Source organism: Nitratireductor lacus, from assembly GCF_056431025.1.
In genome coordinates, this window is sequence record NZ_JBWKMB010000014.1 from 34,162 (window position 1) to 56,464 (window position 22,303).

At 61.0% G+C, this 22,303-nt stretch carries 22 protein-coding genes and 2 tRNA genes; 14 read left to right on the plus strand and 10 right to left on the minus strand.

The window, feature by feature from the left end:
* Nucleotides 1–46: 46 nt before the first annotated feature.
* Both AC07E3_RS13165 and AC07E3_RS13170 read left to right on the plus strand, forming a co-directional pair.
* Nucleotides 47–1,753 carry a pilus assembly protein TadG-related protein gene (locus tag AC07E3_RS13165; protein ID WP_478362452.1) on the plus strand — a complete coding sequence of 569 codons (1,707 nt, stop codon included), beginning with the start codon at nt 47–49 and terminating at the stop codon, nt 1,751–1,753.
* A gap of 204 nt (nt 1,754–1,957) precedes the next feature.
* A complete protein-coding gene (locus tag AC07E3_RS13170; protein ID WP_478362454.1) occupies nt 1,958–2,197 on the plus strand; it encodes a hypothetical protein in 240 nt (79 codons plus the stop codon).
* A gap of 300 nt (nt 2,198–2,497) precedes the next feature.
* Here AC07E3_RS13170 and AC07E3_RS13175 read toward each other — a convergent pair whose 3' ends face one another.
* Nucleotides 2,498–3,934, minus strand: a complete 1,437-nt coding sequence (locus tag AC07E3_RS13175; RefSeq protein WP_478362456.1) for a GGDEF domain-containing protein — start codon at nt 3,932–3,934, stop codon at nt 2,498–2,500.
* A 160-nt stretch (nt 3,935–4,094) separates the two neighbouring features.
* On the opposite strand from AC07E3_RS13175, the gene AC07E3_RS13180 reads away from it, so the two are divergent.
* Nucleotides 4,095–4,253 (plus strand): hypothetical protein, encoded by a 159-nt coding sequence (locus tag AC07E3_RS13180; RefSeq protein ID WP_336065306.1) that lies wholly within the window; start codon nt 4,095–4,097, stop codon nt 4,251–4,253.
* 195 nt (nt 4,254–4,448) lie between these two features.
* Here AC07E3_RS13180 and AC07E3_RS13185 read toward each other — a convergent pair.
* A tRNA-Asp gene (locus AC07E3_RS13185) sits at nt 4,449–4,525 on the minus strand.
* A gap of 184 nt (nt 4,526–4,709) precedes the next feature.
* On the opposite strand from AC07E3_RS13185, the gene AC07E3_RS13190 reads away from it, so the two are divergent.
* Nucleotides 4,710–4,785: transfer RNA gene (locus AC07E3_RS13190), tRNA-Val, on the plus strand.
* Between the two features lie 91 nt (nt 4,786–4,876).
* On the plus strand, nt 4,877–5,323 hold the full coding sequence (locus AC07E3_RS13195; RefSeq protein ID WP_478362459.1) for an acetyltransferase: 447 nt from the start codon (nt 4,877–4,879) through the stop codon (nt 5,321–5,323).
* A gap of 87 nt (nt 5,324–5,410) precedes the next feature.
* On the opposite strand, the gene hupB is transcribed toward AC07E3_RS13195, so the two are convergent.
* The 4 genes from hupB to AC07E3_RS13215 form a co-directional block, all read right to left on the minus strand.
* A complete protein-coding gene (gene hupB, locus AC07E3_RS13200) occupies nt 5,411–5,686 on the minus strand; it encodes a DNA-binding protein HupB (RefSeq protein ID WP_007007911.1) in 276 nt (91 codons plus the stop codon).
* A 352-nt stretch (nt 5,687–6,038) separates the two neighbouring features.
* A complete protein-coding gene (lon, locus tag AC07E3_RS13205; protein ID WP_336065311.1) occupies nt 6,039–8,462 on the minus strand; it encodes an endopeptidase La in 2,424 nt (807 codons plus the stop codon).
* A gap of 330 nt (nt 8,463–8,792) precedes the next feature.
* Nucleotides 8,793–10,067 carry an ATP-dependent Clp protease ATP-binding subunit ClpX gene (clpX, locus tag AC07E3_RS13210; protein ID WP_336065313.1) on the minus strand — a complete coding sequence of 425 codons (1,275 nt, stop codon included), beginning with the start codon at nt 10,065–10,067 and terminating at the stop codon, nt 8,793–8,795.
* A 319-nt stretch (nt 10,068–10,386) separates the two neighbouring features.
* Nucleotides 10,387–11,019 carry an ATP-dependent Clp protease proteolytic subunit gene (locus tag AC07E3_RS13215; RefSeq protein WP_065817681.1) on the minus strand — a complete coding sequence of 211 codons (633 nt, stop codon included), beginning with the start codon at nt 11,017–11,019 and terminating at the stop codon, nt 10,387–10,389.
* A gap of 213 nt (nt 11,020–11,232) precedes the next feature.
* Between AC07E3_RS13215 and AC07E3_RS13220 the strand changes: the two genes are divergently transcribed.
* A complete protein-coding gene (locus AC07E3_RS13220) occupies nt 11,233–12,483 on the plus strand; it encodes a cytochrome P450 (protein WP_478362463.1) in 1,251 nt (416 codons plus the stop codon).
* A gap of 83 nt (nt 12,484–12,566) precedes the next feature.
* Here AC07E3_RS13220 and AC07E3_RS13225 read toward each other — a convergent pair whose 3' ends face one another.
* The gene (locus tag AC07E3_RS13225) at nt 12,567–13,850 is read right to left on the minus strand and encodes an O-acetylhomoserine aminocarboxypropyltransferase (protein ID WP_478362465.1); all 1,284 of its coding nucleotides are present in this window, start codon (nt 13,848–13,850) and stop codon (nt 12,567–12,569) included.
* A 101-nt stretch (nt 13,851–13,951) separates the two neighbouring features.
* Complete coding sequence (locus AC07E3_RS13230) at nt 13,952–14,473, minus strand: CoA-binding protein (RefSeq protein ID WP_336067545.1); 522 nt, start codon at nt 14,471–14,473, stop codon at nt 13,952–13,954.
* Between the two features lie 173 nt (nt 14,474–14,646).
* Here AC07E3_RS13230 and AC07E3_RS13235 point away from each other — a divergent pair, with 173 nt between their 5' ends.
* Together AC07E3_RS13235 and AC07E3_RS13240 are read left to right on the plus strand one after the other, a co-directional pair.
* Nucleotides 14,647–14,979 carry a hypothetical protein gene (locus AC07E3_RS13235; RefSeq protein ID WP_336065321.1) on the plus strand — a complete coding sequence of 111 codons (333 nt, stop codon included), beginning with the start codon at nt 14,647–14,649 and terminating at the stop codon, nt 14,977–14,979.
* Nucleotides 14,980–15,201: 222 nt separating this feature from the next.
* A complete protein-coding gene (locus tag AC07E3_RS13240) occupies nt 15,202–15,486 on the plus strand; it encodes a hypothetical protein (RefSeq protein ID WP_478362468.1) in 285 nt (94 codons plus the stop codon).
* A gap of 60 nt (nt 15,487–15,546) precedes the next feature.
* Here the strand turns inward: AC07E3_RS13240 and AC07E3_RS13245 are convergent, their stop codons facing one another.
* Nucleotides 15,547–16,365, minus strand: coding sequence for an enoyl-CoA hydratase (locus AC07E3_RS13245; protein ID WP_478362471.1), 819 nt, complete (start codon nt 16,363–16,365; stop codon nt 15,547–15,549).
* Nucleotides 16,366–16,496: 131 nt separating this feature from the next.
* Here AC07E3_RS13245 and AC07E3_RS13250 point away from each other — a divergent pair, with 131 nt between their 5' ends.
* The 6 genes from AC07E3_RS13250 to AC07E3_RS13275 all read left to right on the plus strand — a co-directional run bounded on the left by AC07E3_RS13250 (nt 16,497) and on the right by AC07E3_RS13275 (nt 21,103).
* Entirely contained in the window at nt 16,497–16,955 is a 459-nt protein-coding gene (locus AC07E3_RS13250) for a PaaI family thioesterase (RefSeq protein WP_065817689.1), read from the plus strand.
* 279 nt (nt 16,956–17,234) lie between these two features.
* Nucleotides 17,235–17,699, plus strand: coding sequence for a 50S ribosomal protein L13 (gene rplM / locus AC07E3_RS13255; protein ID WP_007007923.1), 465 nt, complete (start codon nt 17,235–17,237; stop codon nt 17,697–17,699).
* Nucleotides 17,699–18,181 (plus strand): 30S ribosomal protein S9, encoded by a 483-nt coding sequence (gene rpsI / locus AC07E3_RS13260; protein ID WP_007007924.1) that lies wholly within the window; start codon nt 17,699–17,701, stop codon nt 18,179–18,181. The genes rplM and rpsI overlap by 1 nt, the downstream gene beginning before the upstream one ends.
* Nucleotides 18,182–18,285: 104 nt before the next feature.
* Entirely contained in the window at nt 18,286–19,233 is a 948-nt protein-coding gene (speB, locus tag AC07E3_RS13265; protein ID WP_478362476.1) for an agmatinase, read from the plus strand.
* Nucleotides 19,234–19,323: 90 nt separating this feature from the next.
* Nucleotides 19,324–20,259, plus strand: coding sequence for an N-acetyl-gamma-glutamyl-phosphate reductase (gene argC / locus AC07E3_RS13270; protein WP_478362478.1), 936 nt, complete (start codon nt 19,324–19,326; stop codon nt 20,257–20,259).
* Nucleotides 20,249–21,103 carry an aminoglycoside phosphotransferase family protein gene (locus AC07E3_RS13275; protein ID WP_478362480.1) on the plus strand — a complete coding sequence of 285 codons (855 nt, stop codon included), beginning with the start codon at nt 20,249–20,251 and terminating at the stop codon, nt 21,101–21,103. The genes argC and AC07E3_RS13275 overlap by 11 nt, the downstream gene beginning before the upstream one ends.
* On the opposite strand, the gene AC07E3_RS13280 is transcribed toward AC07E3_RS13275, so the two are convergent.
* On the minus strand, nt 21,097–22,197 hold the full coding sequence (locus tag AC07E3_RS13280; protein ID WP_478362482.1) for a COX15/CtaA family protein: 1,101 nt from the start codon (nt 22,195–22,197) through the stop codon (nt 21,097–21,099). The genes AC07E3_RS13275 and AC07E3_RS13280 overlap by 7 nt on opposite strands.
* Between the last annotated feature and the right edge of the window lie 106 nt (nt 22,198–22,303).

Below are 22,303 nucleotides of genomic sequence, written 5' to 3' on the forward strand. Positions count from 1 at the left end.
AAAAAAGAGCGCCTTATGCAGGTTCGCCCGAGATCGGCGGGCAAATGTGGCGACACTGTTTGCGCTTTTCCTGCCGATCATGATCGGCTGTGTGGCACTCGGCGTGGACTACGGCAATCTCACACTGCAGGACCGAAAGCTGCAGAAGACGGCGGACCTCGCCTCGATTGTCGCGGCCGCGGACATCACCAAAGCCGAGGAGGCCGTTGCCAGGTTCTTTGCCCTGAATAATCAGGACATCGCCGTTGAAACCGACCGCGGGCTCCTGCTTGATGAGCGCTACCTGTCCGCCGAAGAGTATATCGATCAGGAAAAGCGCGGCATAGCGCGGCTCGTGCGCGGGCGCTATTACCCCGATCCATCGATCGCCAGCAATCTGCGCTTCGTCGAGATGGAAACGTCGCCGGATGCGGCGAAGGTGACAATCAGAAAACTTGGCGATCTTTACTTTGGCGCAATGTTCACCGATCCGCCGCAACTCTCCGCGGTCGGCACGGCTTCGGCAGAGAAGCTCGCCGGCTTTTCCGTAGGCTCCCGTCTCGCAAGCCTCAATGGAGGCATACTGAACGGCCTCCTGGGCGGCCTTCTGGGCACGACGATTTCGCTGAAGGTGATGGATTATGAGGGGTTGCTCGACACCGACATCAACATCCTCTCCTTCATGCAGACCCTTGCGACACGCCTGGACCTGAACGCCCTGACCTATAGCGAGATCCTGGAAACAGAACTCACCCTGCCGCAATTGCTGTCTACAATGCGTCTGACGAGCGGCGTCCCGCCAACGGTGCAGAGCGTTCTCAAGACGCTCGAGACGGCAACCTCGAAGAACAGCAGCAAGATCAGGCTGGAACGGATCCTGAATCTCGATCCGAAAGGGCCGTTGACCATCGCTACCGATGCCCCCTGGGACATGAAGATTTCGGCGCTGGAAATGATTACCGCGAGCGCCGCGCTTGCCAATGGCGAAAACCAGATCGCGGTCGATACAGGCCTCAACCTTCCTCCCCTCACCAGTCTCTCGGTCAAGCTCGCCATCGGTGAACCGCCTGTGGGCACCCCCAGTCATGCGCTTGGCCCCATCGGCACCGCCGTGCGCACGGCGCAGACGCGCCTCAAGGTCTCCTTCGAAGTCGGCATAGACCTTGTGGTTCTGAAAACGAAACTGCGGGTGCCGCTCTATGTGGAAGTGGCGCATGCGGAGGCACGGCTTGCCGATATCCAGTGCAGCCCCGCCCACCCGAACAGAGGCAGCGTCGTCGTGGATGCGATGCCGGGCCTGCTTGAGATTGCGCTTGGCGAGGTCGATGACCGTGTTCTGTCCACCTTCTCGGATCAGGCACGGGTCACGCCCGCCAAGATGATCGATGTCGGCGGCCTTTTGAGCGTATCGGTGGAAGGTATGGCGCATGTGGAAACGCAGAACATGCAGCCTTCCCGTCTGCGCTTCTCAAGCTCCGACATCCAGAACGCCCGCGTTCAAAACGTGTCGACGCGCGACGTGCTGGGTTCCACGACCAGTTCGCTGCTCGATAATCTGCAGCTCGACGTCAAGGTTCTGGGTGGATCGCTTCTGGGCGGAACGCTCCTCAACAACACGCTTGTTAAAGGCACCGTCAAGACGCTTCTCTCGAGCCTGTCGGAACCGATCGACGAACTCCTCTACAATGTACTTGCACTGGCCGGGGTGAAGATCGGCGAAGCCGATGTGAGGGTAACCGGCGTGAGCTGCGAACGCCCGGTGCTCGTACAATAAAGCACCGGAGAAACGTGCAGCCACCTGCCCCGCAACCCGGCTTGCGGGGCTTTTTTATTCCCCGCCAAAGATCGGTCCTGCCGATCAACCGTAACAGCGCACATAACCGCCCGTTGGTGCCGGGGAACAAAACGGTGTATAATCGCGGCTTCCCGACATATGCCACGACTGGAGCGTGGAACATATGGCAATGTGGAGGAGATCATGAAACGCTATGCACTTCTTGTCGCGCTGATCGGCCTATCGCCGACAGCGGCCTATGCACATTCATGCCCGGTCCTGATGGGTGAAATCGACCAGGCAATGCCGACAGCATCGCTCTCGGACAGCGACAGGGCCCGGGTCCAGGAGCTGCGCGCCCTGGGCGAGGAGCAGCACAAGGCTGGCGATCACGACGCGTCCATGTCGAGTCTTGAGGAAGCCAAGGCCCTGCTCGGCCTGTAGTCTCGACACCGGGCGGCTTGCCGCAGAAAACAAAAAAGCGGGCCTTGGCCCGCTTCCTTCGCTCCTGAGAGCCAACCGGGTGCCGGTACCTTCATGGTCACCACAGGGTCGTTCAGGTCGAATACAGCGGCTGCCCGGGGAACCTCGCCACACATCTTGCAGGACGCCCCGCACCGGCTCAGCCACCGCTTATCCCCATGTGGTGGCGAGGGCTGACCGTTGCAAGAGGACTTATGAAAAAAACTCCATCCGTTGAGAGGGCTGGCCCACGAGACCCGGGCCATATACCTGCCGCAACGACTAAACCGATTTCCAGCCCGGTGCATGTCCGTGTATTTCGGCGCGGTTGCGGCCGAGATGCTTGGCGCGATAGAGCGCCCTGTCGGCTTCCTCCAAGAGCGCCTCAATCACGGCTGAACCGTCTTCCGATGCTGCCAGCCCGACGCTGACCGTCACGGGGATAGCAACCTGCCTGTCCGGCTTTACGGGTGCCTGTGAGAAGGCGCTGCGGATGCGTTCGGCCACCTCAAGCGCCTGTTCGCGGCGGCATTTGGGGAGGAGAATGGCGAATTCCTCGCCACCGACCCGTCCGATGATGTCGTTGCCGCGCAGACACGCAGAAATCCTTGCCGCTGCGATCGAAATCACCTGGTCTCCGGCCGCATGACCGAAGCGGTCGTTGATGGATTTGAAGTGGTCGATGTCCAGCATGAGGACGGAATAGGGCAGAGCCTGTCTGGCGCAGGACCGCGCGAGCCTCAACGCCTCTTCCCCGAAAGCGCGCCGGTTGAGGAGACTGGACAAAGGATCGTGCCGGGCAAGATGGGAGAGCTGGGCAATCAGATCCTTTTGCTTTGCCATCGCACTTGCGAGCATAAGGGGGGCAAGGGTGATCAGGCTGACGCCAAGCCGCATGGAGATCAGAGCGCCTTCCGCGGAGACATCAACCATCTTGTCGAACAGGTTTGCCGAGAGCGCGATCAGACTCCAGAAGCTGAACACCGACGTCAGGAGGACCGTGACGAAACGCGGATACACGATCGCCGCCCACAGGAGGGCCGGCACGGGAAACGCGACGGCGCCAGGACCGCCGATCTGAAAACTGGCAAAGCATGTGAGAGCGAGTGCAATCATCGGCGTCGCGAGATAGGCCAGCCGCTTCGCCGACGCGCCGCGCGGGAACGGAATCACGCGGGCGGTGAGAATGACCGGCAGGATCGCGACAAAGTTCGCAAACTCGGTGACGAACCAGAATGTCCAGCCGCCCAGGGCGGTACCGCTGAACAGAACCGGATTTGCCACCGCCCCGACCAGCCCCGCCAGACAGGCGCCAAAACCGATCGCCGAAACAAGCTGGGGAACCGATTCCGGTGTCTGCAGCCGGATCGCCTCCCGCGGAAACATCCGCAGAACCACAAAGGCCCCGCCGATGCTGGCAAGGTTTGCACCCGTCAGTATGAGCGTCTTGCCAAGTGGAGAGCCGGTGAGAAGGTCAGCCGCAACGAACCCGGCCGTCGCAGCGCCCCAGCCATAGCGCGATGCCGTGGCAGGCATCCGCAAAAGCAGGCCGAGCATGACGGCATTGGCGGGCCATACCGTCGCGAGGAAATCGACCGGGCGCGTGTAGATTCCAAAGAGACAGGTGCCGAACACGACAAGGCCGAGCAAAATGGCGGCCTGGATTGTCGCTACGATCGATCGCTTCGGCGTTCGTTCGCTGGCTATTGAATTGGTCACCACTGGCTGCGACCCCCACAAACTGAGATGGCAGACTAGCATTGAATGCTGTCAGTCGGGTTAAAACGGGCTGCGGAAACCATGTCTGCCGAACATTACGAGCCATGGTTAACACAAGCGTGCAGGGTCCATTAAAGTTCGGGCTTTACTCTCTGGCACCATGAGCCCGATCAAACTGTTCTCGTATGTGTTGCGCGCTGCGCTCCTGCTGTCACCGGCGGCTGCGGCGGTGATCATGTTCGTCTATCTTCTCGACAGTGCGGAGCGAACGAACGATTTTCCGAGCGTGGATCCCTTCCGCACAGCCACAATCCGCTGACTGCGGCGCATCTTGGGAGCTCTGGCAGGCCGTTTTCCCGGCCACATGCGCACACAAGACGTGCCAAAATCTCAGGGCAGAAGCGCCGTGCTTTAACGCTTGAGAGCGATGGAATTCGCGGAAAAGTGCAGGGAGATTTTCATTCCAGCTTCGGAGGTTTCCTCCGAGCACCACTTCTTCATTTTATGTGAGAAGTGGCGCGAGTGACGGGGCTCGAACCCGCGACCTCCGGCGTGACAGGCCGGCACTCTAACCAACTGAGCTACACCCGCGCTTGAGGCGTTGTGCCGAAGCAGCAACGCGTCGATGAGCGCTGAATTAGGGGGTTCTTGATGTGGTGTCAAGCAGCCAATCTGCAGTTTGTGAAACTTTCTTGATGTTGTTCCAATATGCGTTGGAGAAGCCGTTTTTTGCTTGCGATCCGTGCGCGAACGCCCTAAACGATCCGCTTGGAATGGGCGATTAGCTCAGTTGGTAGAGCGCTTCGTTTACACCGAAGATGTCGGCAGTTCGAGCCTGTCATCGCCCACCATTCCTCCCTCCCTTACTGGACCGCATTTTTATCGGCTCTCCGATTTCGCCCTGCTCCAGGCCATCATTTCCTTCCTCAGGGAGCGCGTTACGTGCCCGAGATTCGCAAGGCCCGGAAAGATGACCTCGTCGACCTGATGGAGATCTGGCGGCGGTCAGTTCGCGCCACTCATGATTTTCTATCCGAATCGGATTTCCGCGCAATCGAAGCCGATGTTGCCGGTAGCTATCTGCCGGAGGCCAGGCTCTGGGTCGCAGTGGATGGACGCGATTCTCCCCTCGCGTTCATGGGTTTGACGGCAGCGCATGTCGACAGCCTGTTTGTCGACCCGGATGCGCGCGGGAAAGGCCTCGGCGCACAGCTTATTGCCCATGCCCGTCAGGTCGCCGCCAGGCGGCTTACACTCGATGTCAACGAGCAGAACGAGCAGGCGCTCGGCTTTTATCGGAAGATGGGCTTCGCGGTGACGGGACGTTCCCCGCGCGATGGCGACGGCCGCCCATATCCGCTACTGCATATGAGCCTGCGCGCGCCCTGATCGCACTCAAAAAGAACGGGAAGCCATACGGCCAAAAGAAAAGCCGGGTCGAAACCCGGCTTTTCTTGCAGTCATTCAAGGGCGCAATCAGCTGTTGACTGCGTCCTTCAGGCCCTTGCCGGCCGAGAACTTCGGCACGTTGCGGGCCGGGATCTGAACCGTGGCGCCGGTCTGCGGGTTGCGGCCCGTGGAGGCCTCACGCCGCGAAACGGAGAAGTTGCCGAAGCCGACGAGGCGCACGTCCCCACCCTTCTTGAGTTCGCCTTCGATGACGGCGAAAACTGCATCGACCGCGGACTGGGCATCGCTTTTCGAGAGGCCTGCCTCTTCTGCGACTGCGGATACGAGCTCGTTCTTGTTCATGTAATTACCCCTTCCTGATAAGGACCAAGTGATGCGACTCACTCGGCTCGAGGCAGTCTAGGGAGAACATTTGCCGCCACCAAGCACGAAATGCTTTAGAACCCACCCAAAACCGATGTTTTCTGCGGTTTTCGACAGAAAAGCCGGGCACAAAGCCCGGCTTTTGAGAGTTTTGCCGAAAAAGCGGCATCATAATGGGGCGATCCCTTGCGCTGCACCGGTTCAGCGCGCCTGCCGAACCGGCCCTGGGGAAAGCCTTAGAGCGATTTTCCGGAAACGCCGCTCCGCTCAATCTGTCTGCATTTCCCGCATTTGCGCGGACGTCAGGCGATCCGCCTGACTGCAAACTGCTCTAATGGGCGATCGTCTGCCCTTCACCCTCACCGGCCGCCACCTTTGCCGGCTCCACGGGCTCGACCCAATCAATCGGATCGGGCGTGCGGGTGAGCGCATGTTCGAGCACTTCTCCAACGCGGCTGACCGGTACGATTTCGAGACCGTTCTTCACATTCTCGGGAATATCGGCCAGGTCCTTCGCGTTCTCTTCGGGGATAAGCACCTTTTTGATGCCGCCACGCAGCGCCGCAAGGAGCTTTTCCTTCAATCCGCCGATGGGCAGCACGCGGCCGCGCAGGGTGATCTCGCCGGTCATGGCGATGTCCTTGCGCACCGGGATGCCGGTCATGATCGACACAATGGAGGTCGCCATGGCAACGCCTGCCGAAGGGCCATCCTTGGGCGTCGCGCCTTCCGGCACGTGCACGTGAATGTCCTTCTTGTCGAAGACGGGCGGCTCGATGCCGAAATCAACAGCGCGCGAGCGGACATAGGATGCCGCTGCCGAAATCGATTCCTTCATCACGTCGCGCAGATTGCCGGTGACGGTCATCTTGCCCTTGCCGGGCATCATCACACCTTCGATGGTGAGAAGCTCGCCGCCGACCTCCGTCCAGGCAAGGCCGGTCACGACGCCCACCTGATCCTCGCCCTCGGCCTGACCGAAGCGGAAGCGCTGCACGCCCAGATAATCCGACAGGTTGTCCTCGGTCACTTCGACCTTGTCCTTGCCGCCGTCCTTCTTGGCGTTGCGCAGGATTTCCGTCACCGCCTTGCGGGCGAGCTTCATCAGCTCGCGCTCGAGATTGCGGACACCGGCCTCACGCGTGTAGGTGCGGATGATCTGCTGCAGCGCGCCATCGGTCACGGAGAATTCGCGCGCCTCGAGCGCATGCTCGCGCACGGCCTTGGGCAGGAGGTGCCGCTTGGCGATCTCCACCTTCTCATCCTCGGTGTAGCCGGCGATGCGGATGATCTCCATGCGGTCCATCAGCGCCGGCGGAATGTTCAGCGTGTTGGCCGTGGTGACGAACATCACGCTCGACAGGTCATATTCCACCTCGAGATAGTGGTCCATGAAGGTTGAATTCTGCTCCGGGTCGAGAACCTCAAGCAGCGCCGAAGAGGGATCACCACGGAAATCCATGCCCATCTTGTCGATCTCGTCGAGCAGGAAGAGCGGGTTGGACTTTTTCGCCTTCTTCATCGACTGGACGACCTTGCCGGGCATCGAGCCGATATAGGTGCGGCGGTGACCGCGGATTTCAGCCTCATCGCGCACACCGCCGAGCGCCATGCGGACATATTCACGTCCTGTGGCCTTGGCGATGGATTTGGCGAGCGAGGTCTTGCCGACGCCGGGCGGTCCGACGAGGCACAGGATCGGACCCTTGAGCTTCTTCTGACGACTCTGGACGGCCAGATACTCGACAATACGCTCCTTGACCTTCTCAAGACCGAAATGATCGGTGTCGAGCACGTTCTCGGCGAATTCGAGATCGTTCTTGATCTTGCTCGGTTTCTTCCACGGAATGGAGAGCAGCCAGTCAAGATAGTTGCGGACCACCGTGGCCTCGGCCGACATGGGCGACATGGTCTTGAGCTTCTTCAGCTCGGCCTCGGCCTTTTCGCGCGCTTCCTTGGAGAGCTTGGTCTTGCTGATGCGCTCTTCCAGTTCGGCAGCCTCGTTGCGGCCGTCCTCGCCCTCGCCGAGCTCCTTCTGAATGGCCTTCATCTGCTCATTCAGATAGTACTCGCGCTGAGTCTTCTCCATCTGACGCTTGACGCGCGAACGGATACGCTTTTCCACCTGCAGCACGGAAATCTCGGCTTCCATGAAGCCCATGGCCTTTTCAAGCCGCTCGCGAACGGAGAGCGTGGCCAGCATTTCCTGCTTCTCGGGAATCTTGATCGCCAGATGTGAGGCAACTGTATCGGCCAGCTTCGAGTAATCCTCGATCTGGGTCGCGGCGCCCACCACTTCGGGCGAAATCTTCTTGTTGAGCTTTACGTAATTCTCAAAGTCGGAGACCACGGACCGCGCCAGCGCCTCGATCTCCACCTGGTCCTCTTCCGGCTCGGGAAGAAGATCGGCCGTGGCCTCGTGAAACTCCTCACGGTCGGTGAACTGCGAGATGCGCGCACGCGAGGTGCCTTCGACGAGCACCTTGACCGTGCCGTCGGGCAATTTCAGAAGCTGCAGCACATTGGCAAGCGTACCGACGTCGTAAATGCCACTGGGCTCCGGATCATCATCCGCAGCGTTCATCTGCGTGGCCAGCAGGATCTGCCGCTCGGCACCCATCACCTCTTCCAGCGCCTTGATCGACTTGTCGCGGCCGACGAAGAGCGGAACGATCATGTGCGGGAACACCACGATATCGCGCAGGGGCAATACGGGATAAGGAGCGCCACCAGCGGTCTTGGGGGTATCAGTCATGTTTCAGCCTTTTCAAACCGCGACCGCTCAAGAGCCAGTCGCGGGCTTCAGTCTATCCGGCCAGAGCGTTATCCACCAGAAGCAACCGCATTGTTGCGCGATGCGTGAATGGAAACCACCCCACCTTTGCTCCTCCCTTAGTTGGAGACATGAACCGAGAAGATCAAGGGCTTAGGCAGGTTGCGTGGACCGGACACACAGCCTGCAGCCTCTGGCCATCCCGATTGGGGCGATCTGGTGGTTATCAACACCACAAAACACGAACGTCACCGGGGCCAGGCCCCGGTGACGCAGACATGAACACAAACACTTACAGACAAAGGTGATTCGTCAGGCGCTGGCGTTGCCCTTTTCCTGCTCGCGCTCTGCGTAAATGTAGAGCGGGCGGGCATTGCCGGCGACGACCTCGTCGGAGATCACAACTTCCTGAACGCCTTCCAGCGCCGGCAGTTCGAACATGGTGTCGAGCAGGATCGCCTCCATGATCGAACGCAGGCCGCGGGCACCCGTCTTGCGCTCGATCGCCTTGCGGGCGATCGCGGCGAGCGCGTTTTCATGGAAGGTGAGTTCCACATTCTCCATGTCGAACAGACGCTGATACTGCTTGACCAGGGCGTTCTTCGGTTCGCTCAGGATCTGTACAAGAGCGGCCTCGTCCAGGTCTTCCAGCGTCGCCAGAACTGGCAGACGACCGACAAACTCGGGAATGAGGCCGAACTTCAGAAGGTCCTCCGGCTCAACCTGGCGGAACAGTTCGCCCGTCGGCCGATCCTCCGGTGACGCCACCGTCGCGCCAAAGCCGATGGAGGTTTTGCGGCCACGGTCGGAGATGATCCGGTCGAGACCGGCAAATGCGCCGCCGCAGATGAAGAGTATGTTGGCCGTGTCCACCTGCAGGAACTCCTGCTGGGGGTGCTTGCGTCCGCCCTGCGGCGGGACGGAAGCGACCGTGCCTTCCATAATCTTCAGGAGCGCCTGCTGCACGCCCTCGCCTGACACGTCACGCGTGATCGAGGGATTGTCGGACTTGCGCGAAATCTTGTCGATCTCGTCGATATAGACGATGCCGCGCTGCGCACGCTCGACATTGTAATCGGCTGACTGCAGCAGCTTGAGAATGATGTTCTCGACATCCTCACCGACATAGCCGGCTTCGGTAAGCGTCGTCGCATCGGCCATGGTGAAGGGCACGTCGATGATGCGGGCCAGCGTCTGCGCCAGCAATGTCTTGCCGCAGCCCGTCGGGCCGATCAGCAGGATGTTCGACTTGGCCAGTTCCACATCCGCATTCTTCGAGGCGTGGGCAAGGCGCTTGTAGTGATTGTGGACCGCCACGGACAGCACACGCTTGGCGTGGCTCTGGCCGATCACATAATCGTCGAGCACTTCGATGATTTCCTGCGGTGTGGGCACGCCCTCGCGCGACTTCACCATCGAGGATTTGTTTTCCTCGCGGATGATGTCCATGCACAGTTCAACGCACTCATCGCAGATGAAGACAGTCGGTCCCGCAATCAGTTTGCGGACTTCGTGCTGGCTCTTGCCGCAGAAGGAGCAGTACAGCGTGTTCTTGGAGTCCCCGCTGCCGTTGCTGGCCTTGCTCATGTCTTACGTCCTTTCACTACCCACCGGCATGTCGCCCCGTACCTGCCGGGCGGTCATGGCACCCGAAGACGGAATAGCCCCCAGGCGGTCCACGCTCTGTCTTCGAAACGAAACACAAATCCGAAAACGCGGCAACCATACCGAGCCCCTGTCCAGACCTTGGCTTCGGAAACTCAATATAGGCTTAACGTAGGCGTTCACACACCGGCTGCAAACACAAAAATGTGACAGAATTGACGCAATCGACCGCAAATGCGGGCGAAACGCGTGCCGCCCGGCACCAGGCCGGGCCGTCCGTTGATGAAAGCCTGATCGGGAATCAGGAATCAGAGGCTTTCTCGGTCGCGTCGCGCGAACTGACCACCTTGTCGATCAGGCCGAAAGCCAGCGCCTCGTCCGAGGTCATGAAGTGATCGCGGTCGAGCGTCTTCTCGATCGTCTCGTAATCCTGACCCGTGTGTTTCACATAGACTTCATTCAGGCGGCGTTTCAGCTTGATGATGTCCTGCGCGTGGCGTTCGATATCGGACGCCTGCCCCTGGAAGCCACCGGAAGGCTGGTGCACCATGATACGCGCATTGGGCGTTGCAAGGCGCATGTCCTTGTGACCCGCACAAAGAAGCAGCGAGCCCATCGACGCGGCCTGACCGATGCACAGCGTGGAGACCGGGGGCTGGATGAACTGCATCGTGTCGTAAATGGCCATGCCCGAGGTCACCACACCACCCGGCGAGTTGATGTAGAGCGCGATCTCTTTCTTTGGGTTTTCGGCCTCGAGAAAAAGAAGCTGCGCGCAGACCAGCGAGGCCATGCCATCCTCGATTGGGCCGGTGATGAAGATGATGCGCTCTTTGAGAAGACGCGAGAAGATGTCGTAAGCCCGTTCACCCCGGTTCGTCTGCTCGACGACCATGGGCACCAGATTCATGGCGGTATCGACGGGATTCGGCATGAAAATACCTTTCGGTTGGAAGTCGCACGCCGCAAATCTGGCGCGCGCAAAGCGGCAGAATCGTTTGGTTCAACGGGATAGATAGGATGCCCCCTTCCCCTGACGCAAGAGCAAGCGCTTATCAAGATGGTCGTCGGCCGCCGATTCGCCGGGTATGAATAGCGACCTGCGCCGCACGACACCGCACATTCTGGAAGCCGGATCGCCACCACAATGCACACCAGGCCTGCCTATCTCCAGTTCGACGCTGATCGAAAATCCGTCCAGCTCGACCCGCACCAGCCGGAATTCGTTTGCAATCCTTATGACGCCTACGCGTTCCTCCATGCGCAGGAACCGGCCTTCTTCTGGGAAAATTACGGCTTCTGGTGCCTGATCGATCATGACGGCGTCAATCGCGCGCTGCGCGACCGGCGCCTCGGGCGCCAGCAGCCCGACGGGCGCAAGCCGGATCCTGCGTCCCGAACGCATCTTGCCCATTTCGACGCGGTCGAGGCGAACTCCATGCTTGAGCTGGAACCGCCAGTCCACACGCGGCTCAGAAAACTCGTCAACCGCGCCTTCGTTTCGCGTCAGGTGGAGCGCCTGCGCCCGCGCGTCGAAGCACTTTGCCATGACCTGATCACCGGCTTCGAGCGGGATCGCGAGGCGGAGCTCCTTGCCGCCTACGCAACGCCCATACCGCTGGTCATCATCACGGAAATGCTTGGCGTTCCGGGCGAAATGGGGCCGCAACTGGTCGAGTGGTCGCACCGTATGGTGGCCATGTATATGCATGGCTCGGATGAGGAAACCCAGCGCCGCGCCGACGCGGCCGCACGCGACTTCTCCGCCTTCATCCGTGCCCATGCCGTGAAGCGGCGTGCCTCTCCCGGCGATGACCTGCTAAGCCTTCTGATCTCCGCGAAAGAAGATGGTGAGCAGCTTTCCGAAGATGAACTCGCTTCTTCTGCGATCCTGCTCCTGAATGCGGGACACGAAGCGACCGTGCACCAGCTCGGCAATGCCATATCCACCATTCTTGCGCAGGGCGGCGACCCGCGCCGCTTCTTCGCCTCCGAGGCCGAGACGGCGGCCACGGTCGAGGAATGCCTGCGCTACGATCCGCCGCTGCACATGTTCACACGCTACGCCTACGAGACAGTTGAGGTCACGGCTGGCCTCACCCTGAATCCCGGCGAAACCGTGGGGCTGATGCTGGGTGCGGCCAACAGCGACCCGCGCGCCTTCGATCATCCGCGCAACTTCCGGCCCGGTCGTGGAGATCAAAAGAACGTCTCGTTCGGTGCCGGCATCCATTTCTGTATAGGTGCGCCGCTGGCGCGACTGGAAATGCAGGTGGGATTGAAAGTTCTGTTCGAACGCCTGCCCTCGCTCGCTCTGAAGGCGCCACCGGCCTATGGCGACACCTATCACTTTCATGGACTTGAGCGGCTCGACTGCCGCTGGAACACTGGCTCTTGACGAGGCTCGGTCTCGCGCGAAATGGAAACGGCACGGGCCAAAGAGCCCGCGCCACATAAAAAAGCCAAGCAAGCGTATCTGGTTCAGATCTGGGCCAATGCCTGCTCCAGATCGGCGATGATGTCTTCCACATCCTCGATGCCGATCGACAAACGGATAACATCGACGCCTGCACCAGCTGCAGCCTTCTGCTCGTCGGAAAGCTGGCGATGTGTGGTGGAGGCAGGGTGAATGATGAGCGACTTGGTGTCGCCGATGTTGGCCAGATGCGAGAAGAGCTCGACACTCTCCACCACCTTCACGCCGGCATCGAAACCGTCTTTCAGGCCGAAAGTGAAGACAGCACCCGCCCCCTTGGGCGAATATTTTTTCATGAGGCCGTGATTGGGATCGTCGGGCAGGCCCGGATAGGAAACCCAGGACACTTTGTCGTGGCCCTTCAGCCAATCGGCCACCCTGAGCGCGTTGTCGCTGTGGCGCTGCATGCGGAGCGCGAGCGTCTCAATACCTGTGAGGATCAGGAACGCGTTGAAGGGTGAGATCGCCGGGCCGAAATCGCGCAGGCCAAGCACGCGGGCGGCAATCGCGAAGGCAAAATTGCCAAAGGTCTCGTGCAGCACCATGCCGCCATATTCTGGGCGCGGCTCGGACAACATCGGATATTTGCCCGACTTCGACCAGTCGAACGTACCACCATCGACCAGCACACCGCCCACGGAATTGCCGTGGCCGCCCATGAACTTGGTCAGCGAGTGCAGAACAATATCCGCGCCGTGCTCAATGGGGCGCAACAGATAGGGCGATGCCATCGTGTTGTCGACAATGAATGGCAGGCCGTGCCTGCGGGCGATGTCGCCGATCTTCTCCAGATCGACAAAGGTGCCGCCGGGATTGGCGAGGCTTTCGACAAAGATCGCCTGCGTATCTTCGTCGATCTGGCTTTCGAAACTGTCGAGATCCTCCGGATCGGCCCAGCGCACATGCCAGTCGAAATTCTTGAAGGCATGGCCGAACTGGTTGATCGAACCGCCATAAAGCTTTTTGGCCGCGATGAAATTCGCACCCGGCTTCATGATCGTGTGGAACGTCAGAAGCTGTGCGGCATGGCCCGACGCTGTCGCGAGTGCCGCCGTGCCGCCCTCAAGGGCCGCGACGCGCTCTTCAAGCACAGCCTGGGTCGGGTTCATGATGCGGGTGTAGATATTGCCGAATGCCTTGAGGCCGAACAGCGAGGCGGCATGGTCCGCATCGTCGAAGACATAGGAGGTGGTCTGGTAGATCGGCGTGGCGCGTGCGCCTGTCGCCGGATCGGGCTGGGCTCCTGCATGCACCGCCAGCGTGTCGAAACCGGGCGTACGCTCACTCATGACTATTCCTCCATAAACAAATATTCGGTGGGGCATCAATACAGAGCGCGCCGTCGCAGGAAAAGGCGTTTTGTCCCTGCCGGCCGCACGCGCCTGAAAAATCAGCGCTGACGAATGCCGAAACTCTGAAAACCTTTGCGCATGATGGGCTTTTTCGAGGAAATGACCCGGCTGTTGACGCCATTCCAGCCGATTTCACGTGAAAGCCGCGCATATTCGATCTTGGGACAGCGGTCCATGACCACCCTGATGCCCTTTTCCTCCAGCTTCGCGGCCGAGGCGTCGTCGCGTACGGTAAGCTGCATCCACACAACCCCGGGGAGCGGGTCCATCGCCAGGATTTCATCCGTCACGCCGGGAATGGCTGCGGAGGGACGGAAGATGTCGACCATGTCGACCGGCTCCGGCAGATCGGCGAGCCGGGCAACGACCGGGCGGCCGGCGATCTCCCTGCCCGCCTGCCCCGGATTGACGGGGAACACGGTATAGCCCTTGTCGATTAGATATTTCGTCACGAAGAAACTCGGGCGCACCTCATTGGCCGACGCGCCGACAATGGCGACGGTCTTCACCGTGTTCAAAATATTGGAGATGTAGGCGTCGTCGTATTTGTCGTGGTTCATCGTTGCTCCCGGAATTTGCAGTGTCAGAACGCCCGCCGCGCCGCGCGGTGCCACTGGCAGCATGGTCGCCTGCGCCGGCCCTGAAAATCACGGCCAACCTCATTGTCGGCGCAAACGCAGTTCATGATATGGTTTCCGCTCAGCACAGCCGCGGATAAACAAGGGGGTCGAACATGTTGAGATATGCAGTACTGGCCTTCGGAGCGATCATCATCGCCAGCCCGGCCGAAGCCATATCCCGTTACACCTCAACTGCCATGAGCTGCGCCGAGGTGCAAGCGAGGATCGCCTCCGAAGGCGCTGCGATAATGCGCTACCAGTCGCGCAACAACCCCAGCCTCCCGCGCTATGACCGCTATGTGGCGAACGAGCGGCTTTGCCCCGTCGGCCATATCGGCGCACGCGACACCATTCCCACCGCAGACCGCGCCCACTGTCCGGTGCTGCGTTGCAAGCCGGAGATAAGGGAGCGGCTTTTCCGGCACCCCTGGGTGTTCTCGAACTGATCTGCCACAGCATCGCGCATGACCAGGACTGCGCATTTTGGCCAGCCTCCGACGCACCCTGAATTGATATATTTGGGAACAGAAAAAATCCTTTATTTATTTATGTTTATAACCGCTTTTGTCTCCATTTGACCTGCGGCATTACTTCCCGCCGCCCCTCTCCCGAACGCCACGTTCCATCGGAGAGGCGCCGTCCTGTAACGATGCTCAGAAAGGGAAGCTATGCGCAAGTCGTTGGTCGTAATCGTCGGTGTGGTCTTGCTGTTTCCAAACAACAGCACATGGGCAGCCGGTCAGTCCTGCCAGCAGATCCAGGCAGCCATCAGGGAACACGGATCCATCATCCTTCGCTATCCATCGGGCAATGGCGGGCCCATCCAACGCTATGACCGGTTCGTGGCGAACCTCAATGAATGCCCTGCCGCATTCAATACATTGAAGATCCGGCACGTCCCCACCCTCGATACCGATGCCTGTCCCCTGCACATATGCTGGAACAATGATTGACGCCGGTGGGGGGCGGTGCCCGCTGCGGGTGGCACGTCTACCGCCCGCAGCCTGCACATCTCATTTGCCCTGCCATTCAGGCGCACGCTTCTCGATGAAGGCACCGATGCCTTCTTCCGCGTCCCGCGCCATCATGTTCTCCACCATCACCCGGACCGTGTAGTCATAGGCCTGCGAAAGCGCCATTTCGGCCTGTGCGTAAAACGCTTCCTTGCCGATCCTGAGCGTCAAAGGTGATTTGGAAGCAATGGTTTGTGCGAAATTCATCGCAGTCTGATTCAAGACCTCCTGCGGCACCACGCGGTTGACGAGACCGAACGAAAGCGCGGTCTGCGCATCGATCATCTCTCCCGTCAGCAACATCTCCATGGCGTGTTTGCGCGAAACATTCCGCGACAGCGCCACCATCGGCGTCGAACAGAAAAGACCTATGTTGACGCCGGGCGTCGCAAACCGCGCCGTCTCGCCTGCCACCGCAAGATCGCAGGAGGCGACGAGCTGGCAGCCGGCGGCGGTGGCGACCCCGCTCACCTCGGCGATCACCGGCTTGGGATGACGCACGATGGTCTGCATCAGGCTGGCGCAGAGACGCATTGTTTCTTCAAAGAATTCCCTGCCCCGGTCGGCGTCGGCCCGATGCGCCGTCAGTTCCTTCAGATCGTGGCCCGCGCAAAACACCTTGCCTTCGGAGCGCAGAACGATGACACGCACCGCGTCGTCGTCGCGGGCGCGCTCGAGCGCGCCCTTCAGCGCCTCCATCATGGCAATCGACAGCGCGTTGGCAGGCGGGCTTGCAAGCGTCAGCTGCAGGATCCCGCCCGCCTCGCTCACCGCGACCGGTGCCTCTATCGTCTCCTGAACTGCTGCCGCGTCGGCCATGGTCTTCCTCCCTGGGTCAAATGCGTCGTCACCTTAGTGCCGCTTGTGTTGTTGCTGCAATCCGGCAATTCTCTCACTTGCCGGCCGCCGTCGCAAAGCGCCAGCCAGGAAAGAATGGGAGGACAGTGTTTATGGATGCCCGAAGCGGATCGAGCACGTTTCAGCCGGTGATGGACGCCGAGGAGGTCAATCTCTATCTGCGCGACGTGTTTCCGCAGGCCTGCAGCGGTGAGGTTCCCGATTATCGCGCGCTCAATGTCTCTCCGGGTGGCTGTACGGTGCGGCTTGAGGCCGGGTTCCGGCATCTGCGTCCCGGCGACACGGTTTCCGGCCCATCACTCTTCGCGCTGGCCGATATCGGCGGCTATGTGTGCGCGCTCTCCCATATCGGCCGCAAGGCGCTCGCCGTGACCACCAACCTCAACATTAACTTCATGCGCAAGGCCGGCCCCGGCACGGTGGACGGCCATTGCCGCATTCTGAAACTCGGCCGACGGCTGATGGTTTTCGAGGCCGAACTGGTGGCAGGCGATACAGGCGAAACCGTCGCTCACGCCACCGGCACCTACTCGATCCCGCCCGCCGAATGAGCCGTTTTGCCTCAGAAATGCGGCAAACAGCGCTGATTTATAGCGGTATCTAAATACCTTAATTTTAACATGTTGTTTTTATTGGTGTTTTCACGACGACATTCAAAATATTGCACTTGACGCCCATCCCGCGCCCCTATAGGTAACCAGCGCTGCACCTCAAATGTGGTGCTGCAATGGTTTGAACTGATCGCGGCCCCACGGGCGAGACGGTCGCAAACACAAGCAACAAGAAACGCCCAGCCTCAGGGCCGGGTTCATGAAAGTGGAAAACGACCCATGAAAACCTTTTCGCAGAAGCCTGCGGAAGTGACGAAGAAGTGGATCCTGATCGACGCCGAAGGCGTTGTTGTCGGCCGTCTCGCTTCCATCGTTGCAAACCGTCTCCGCGGCAAGCACAAGCCCACCTTCACCCCGCATGTTGACGATGGCGACAATGTCATCATCATCAATGCCGACAAGGTTGTGCTGACCGGCAAGAAATACACCGACAAGAAATACTACTGGCACACGGGCCATCCCGGCGGCATCAAGGAGCGCACCGCGCGCCAGCTGCTCGAGGGGCGGTTCCCCGAGCGTCTGCTGGAGAAGGCCGTTGAGCGCATGATCCCGCGCGGTCCGCTTGGCCGCCGCCAGATGAAAAATCTGCGCGTCTACGCCGGCGCCGAGCATCCGCACGCCGCCCAGAACCCGGAGACGCTCGACGTCGCCGCCATGAGCAAGAAGAATGTGAGGGCCCAGTAATGGCCGAAATCAATTCCCTCGAAGAGCTGGGTGCGGCAACCGCTGCGCAGACCGCCGAGCAGGAAGCTCCGGTGCATGTGCAGAAGCTGGACGCCCAGGGCCGCGCTTACGCCACCGGCAAGCGCAAGAACGCCATTGCCCGCGTGTGGGTCAAGCCGGGCTCCGGCAAGATCACCGTCAACGGCAAGGAGTTCCAGGCATATTTCGCACGCCCGGTTCTGCAGATGATCCTGCAGCAGCCGATCGTCGCTGCCGACCGCAACGGTCAGTACGACATCGTCGCAACCGTCGTCGGCGGCGGTCTGTCCGGCCAGGCCGGTGCCGTTCGTCACGGTATCTCCAAGGCCCTGACCCATTACGAGCCGGCGCTGCGAGGCGTCCTCAAGAAGGGTGGCTTCCTGACCCGCGACAGCCGCGTGGTCGAGCGCAAGAAGTATGGCCGGGCAAAGGCTCGCCGCTCGTTCCAGTTCTCCAAGCGCTAAGCTTCCAGAACTGCCGGATACGAAAAGCGGGCCTTCGGGTCCGCTTTTTTCTTGCGCAGATTCTGGCTTGACCCTACCCATTTGGGTCGCCACAGGAGGAGCCCATGCCGTCGAACTCGATCGACCACGCTTTCACCGCCCGCACGCTGACGGGCGCTGCCAGCGACCCCACCTATGCGGGGGCGCTCTCCTTCATGCGCCGCAAATTCACCAAGTCGCTTAAAGGCGCGGATGCAGTGATCTGGGGCATCCCGTTCGACGCAGCGGTATCCAACCGCCCCGGCGCGCGCTTCGGCCCGCAGGCGATCCGCCGCGCCTCGGCGATCTTCGACAATGATCCGCAATACCCATTTGGCGCGGATCTGTTCGAGACGATGTCCGTCATCGACTATGGCGACTGCCTGCTCGATTATGGCAATCATCAGAAGACGCCGGCGACGATCGAGCGGGAAGCTGCGAAAATTCTCAAATCCGGCGCATTCCTTCTCTCACTCGGCGGCGATCACTTCGTCACCTGGCCGCTTTTGAAAGCGCATGCGGCAAAGCACGGGCCCCTCGCCCTCGTCCAGTTCGATGCGCATCAGGACACATGGCACGACGATGGCAGGCGGATCGACCACGGATCCTTTGTCGGGCGCGCGGTGCGCGACGGCGTGATCGATCCGGCGGCATCCATCCAGGTCGGCATTCGCACCCACGCGCCGGAGGATTGCGGCATCGCCATCCTGCATGGCTATGACGTGGAAGAAATGAAGGCCGGCGAAATCGCCGAAGCCATTCTCGCACGCGTCGGCCATCGCCCCGCCTATGTCACCTTCGACATTGACTGCCTCGACCCGGCCTTCGCGCCGGGCACCGGAACGCCGGTGGCCGGCGGCCCATCCAGCGCGAAGATGCTTTCAGTGCTGCGCCAGCTCGGCGCGCTGGAGATTGTTGGCGCGGATATTGTTGAGGTGGCTCCTGCCTATGACCACGCGGATGTGACAGCCATCGCGGGGGCGACCATCGCCATGCACTATCTCGGCCTTCTCGCGGCGCGAAAACGACGATGAGAGCTGAAGCATCGATTCAGGCGCTTTACGGGTTGATTCCGAACGCGTGCGCAACCAGTTGAAATACGACTCTTTTTCAGGACTGACATCATGACGGCGAAAATCTTCATCGACGGCGAACACGGCACCACCGGCCTGCAGATCAGGGCACCTCTGGCCGAACGCCGCGACATCGAAGTGATCTCCATCCCCGCCGAGAAGCGCAAGGATCCGGCAGCGCGTGCGGAATTCCTCAACGCCGCCGACATCGCCATTCTGTGCCTGCCGGACGATGCAGCGCGCGAAAGCGTCTCGCTGATCGACAATGACACAACGCGCGTCATCGATGCCTCCACGGCCCATCGCGTCGCCGAAGGCTGGGTCTATGGCTTTGCCGAGATGGACAAGGCTCAAAGCGCTGCGATCCGCAATGCCAAACGTGTTGCCAATCCCGGTTGCTGGCCGCAGGGCTCCATCGCCTTCCTGCGTCCGCTGATCGGTGCCGGCCTGCTGCCGGCCGACCTGCCTGTCACTGTCAACGGCATTTCGGGCTATTCGGGTGGTGGCCGCAACATGATCGAAGATTATGAGGCCAGAGGCGCCGACGCGCCCAAATTCATGCCTTACGGGCTGACGCTCAACCACAAGCACCTGCCGGAGCTGCAGACCTATGCCAAGCTTGCCGGTGTGCCGCTGATGCAGCCGGCAGTGGGCAATTTTGCCCAGGGCATGCTGACCGCCCTGCCCCTGCAGCTCGGCCATCTCGACCGCGTGCCCTCGGGCGCGGAACTCCACACAGCACTCGCCGACCATTACGGCGCGATTGAGGGCGGTGTGGTAAAGGTTGCCCCGCTCGCGTCAATCGAACGCACGGCGGATATCGATCCCGAGATCCACAACGACACCAACACAATGACGCTGCACGTCTTTGCCAACGACGCCCGCGCGCAGGCTCTGCTCGTCGCCGTCTACGACAATCTCGGCAAGGGCGCTTCGGGCGCGGCCGTACAGAACATGGATCTGATGATCGGAAGCGATGGCCGATAACGCCACAGCAGCGCCCCTGCCACCAGACTTTCCGCCAGACTGGGACATCGTCTCGGCCCGGCTCATGGCGGACACGCCGGCAAGCCATATCTGGGAAGTGACACGCCGCGGCGGCGACATCGCCGTGGTCAAGGACCACAAGCCCGCCGGGCTGGAGAATTACGAGACCGGCGCGCTCCTCCTGCTATGGCGGGCGAGCCGCGATGCGGTGCAGCTGATCGACCGGCACAACAACGCCCATCTGCTCGAGCACGCGGGTGATCGCACGCTGCTCGACGTGCTCGATGGGAGCGGTGACGAGGCGGCGAACACGCTGGCGGCCGAGATGCTTGCCCGGCTGGCCGGCGATGCCGGTCCGCCTGTGCCCCCAGGTCTGACGCCGCTGCGGGACCATTTCCGCAGCCTGTTCGCGAAGGCCCGCCAGGACCGCGGCTCTGGCCGGGAAACGCCGTTGACGCGCGCGGCATCCATCGTCGACGACCTCTTGTCGAACCAGCGCGACGTGCGCCCCCTGCATGGCGACTTCCATCACGAGAACATGATGCTCGGCCCTCGCGGCTGGCTGCTGATCGATCCGACGGGCGTTGTGGGCGACGCCTGCTACGACGCAGCCAACCTTTTCTACAATCCGCTGGAGCGCGACGATCTGCGCAACGATCCGGACCGCGCCGCGCGGCTTGCCGCGCTCCTCTCGCGCCGACTCGGACGCGATGCGGGCGATTTCCTGCGCTACGGCTTCGGCCACGCCTGCCTCTCGGCTTCGTGGCACCTAGAAGACGGCAACGGGGAGGAAGCCGCGCGCAGCCTTGCCGTCGCGCGTGCTTTGGAAGCAGCGCTTCAGTAAATCTCGTCTTCCGTCTGGCGCTGCGCCGGCAGAGGATAAGGCCCCTTGGTTGCCCGCCAATGCGCACAGGCGAAGAAGAGCACGACGAGCGCCACGCCCTGATGGGTCAACGCAACATCGATCGGCACGACCATGATGAGTGTCACGATGCCGATGGCCGCCTGCGCCAGAACCAGAACCGCAAAGAGGATCGTGCGGCGCGCATGTGTCGTCCCCGGCGCGCGGCGGATCGCGAACACCATCTGCCAGAGCGCCAGAACGAGCAGCGCATAGGCACCCAGCCTGTGCACGAACTGCACCATCTTCGGGTTCTCGAAGAAATTGATCAGGGCCGGCGTCTGCGCGAAGAGACCTCCGGGCACCAGCGCACCGTCCATCAACGGCCAGGTGTTGTAGGTCATGCCCGCACGCAGACCGGCAACAAGGCCGCCAAGATAGATCTGAAACAGCACCGCCACCACCATCCAGCCGGCGAAGCGGCGTATGCCCTCATCCGCCCTTCCCGCCGAGTGTGGCGCGAGGCCACGCGCGACGAGCGCGGTCGCGGCGAAGATCAGGCAGGCGATGGTGAGATGCGTTGCAAGCCGGTACTGGCTCACATCGACCCGGTCGACCAGGCCGGAGGCGACCATCCACCAGCCGACCGCACCCTGCAGGCCACCCAGCGCCAGAATGCCAAGAAGCTTCGGCTTCAGGCTGCTTTCGAGCCGCCCCGTCAACCAGAAAAAGGCCAGCGGCAGCGCAAAAACGAAGCCAACACCGCGCGCCAGCAGCCGGTGCGCCCACTCCCACCAGAAGATGGTCTTGAAATCATCGAGGCTCATGCCCTTGTTGATCTGCTGGTATTCGGGAATCTGGCGGTATTTCTCCAGTTCCTCCTGCCATTCGGCCTCGCTCAGCGGCGGGATGACGCCGTGAATCGGCTTCCATTCGGTGATGGAAAGGCCCGATTCCGTCAACCGGGTCGCCCCGCCGACGATCACCAGCGCAAACAGGGTAAAAAGCACGAAATAAAGCCAGAAGCGCACGAATTTGCGGTTGCGCAAAAGTGTCTCCTGCGAGACGTCTACCCTTGCAGCACTGGAAGCGGTCATATCCACAGCGTCAGCCATCGTCATTTTGGAAGTTGACCGTTGGTGAACCAAAGCCACCTGACTTGCAAGCCGAACCGGCCTTTGCGCGACAAGCCGTCGCGCTGCG

Coding starts and splice junctions, on each gene's coding strand:
- AC07E3_RS13170 (WP_478362454.1), top strand. CDS start 1,958: ATGAAACGCTATGCACTTCTTGTCGCGCTGATCGGCCTATCGCCGACA.
- AC07E3_RS13180 (WP_336065306.1), top strand. CDS start 4,095: ATGAGCCCGATCAAACTGTTCTCGTATGTGTTGCGCGCTGCGCTCCTG.
- hupB (WP_007007911.1), bottom strand. CDS start 5,686: ATGAACAAGAACGAGCTCGTATCCGCAGTCGCAGAAGAGGCAGGCCTC.
- lon (WP_336065311.1), bottom strand. CDS start 8,462: ATGACTGATACCCCCAAGACCGCTGGTGGCGCTCCTTATCCCGTATTG.
- clpX (WP_336065313.1), bottom strand. CDS start 10,067: ATGAGCAAGGCCAGCAACGGCAGCGGGGACTCCAAGAACACGCTGTAC.
- AC07E3_RS13215 (WP_065817681.1), bottom strand. CDS start 11,019: ATGCCGAATCCCGTCGATACCGCCATGAATCTGGTGCCCATGGTCGTC.
- AC07E3_RS13220 (WP_478362463.1), top strand. CDS start 11,233: ATGCACACCAGGCCTGCCTATCTCCAGTTCGACGCTGATCGAAAATCC.
- AC07E3_RS13225 (WP_478362465.1), bottom strand. CDS start 13,850: ATGAGTGAGCGTACGCCCGGTTTCGACACGCTGGCGGTGCATGCAGGA.
- AC07E3_RS13230 (WP_336067545.1), bottom strand. CDS start 14,473: ATGAACCACGACAAATACGACGACGCCTACATCTCCAATATTTTGAAC.
- AC07E3_RS13235 (WP_336065321.1), top strand. CDS start 14,647: ATGTTGAGATATGCAGTACTGGCCTTCGGAGCGATCATCATCGCCAGC.
- AC07E3_RS13240 (WP_478362468.1), top strand. CDS start 15,202: ATGCGCAAGTCGTTGGTCGTAATCGTCGGTGTGGTCTTGCTGTTTCCA.
- AC07E3_RS13245 (WP_478362471.1), bottom strand. CDS start 16,365: ATGGCCGACGCGGCAGCAGTTCAGGAGACGATAGAGGCACCGGTCGCG.
- AC07E3_RS13250 (WP_065817689.1), top strand. CDS start 16,497: ATGGATGCCCGAAGCGGATCGAGCACGTTTCAGCCGGTGATGGACGCC.
- rplM (WP_007007923.1), top strand. CDS start 17,235: ATGAAAACCTTTTCGCAGAAGCCTGCGGAAGTGACGAAGAAGTGGATC.
- rpsI (WP_007007924.1), top strand. CDS start 17,699: ATGGCCGAAATCAATTCCCTCGAAGAGCTGGGTGCGGCAACCGCTGCG.
- speB (WP_478362476.1), top strand. CDS start 18,286: ATGCCGTCGAACTCGATCGACCACGCTTTCACCGCCCGCACGCTGACG.
- argC (WP_478362478.1), top strand. CDS start 19,324: ATGACGGCGAAAATCTTCATCGACGGCGAACACGGCACCACCGGCCTG.
- AC07E3_RS13275 (WP_478362480.1), top strand. CDS start 20,249: ATGGCCGATAACGCCACAGCAGCGCCCCTGCCACCAGACTTTCCGCCA.
- AC07E3_RS13280 (WP_478362482.1), bottom strand. CDS start 22,197: ATGACCGCTTCCAGTGCTGCAAGGGTAGACGTCTCGCAGGAGACACTT.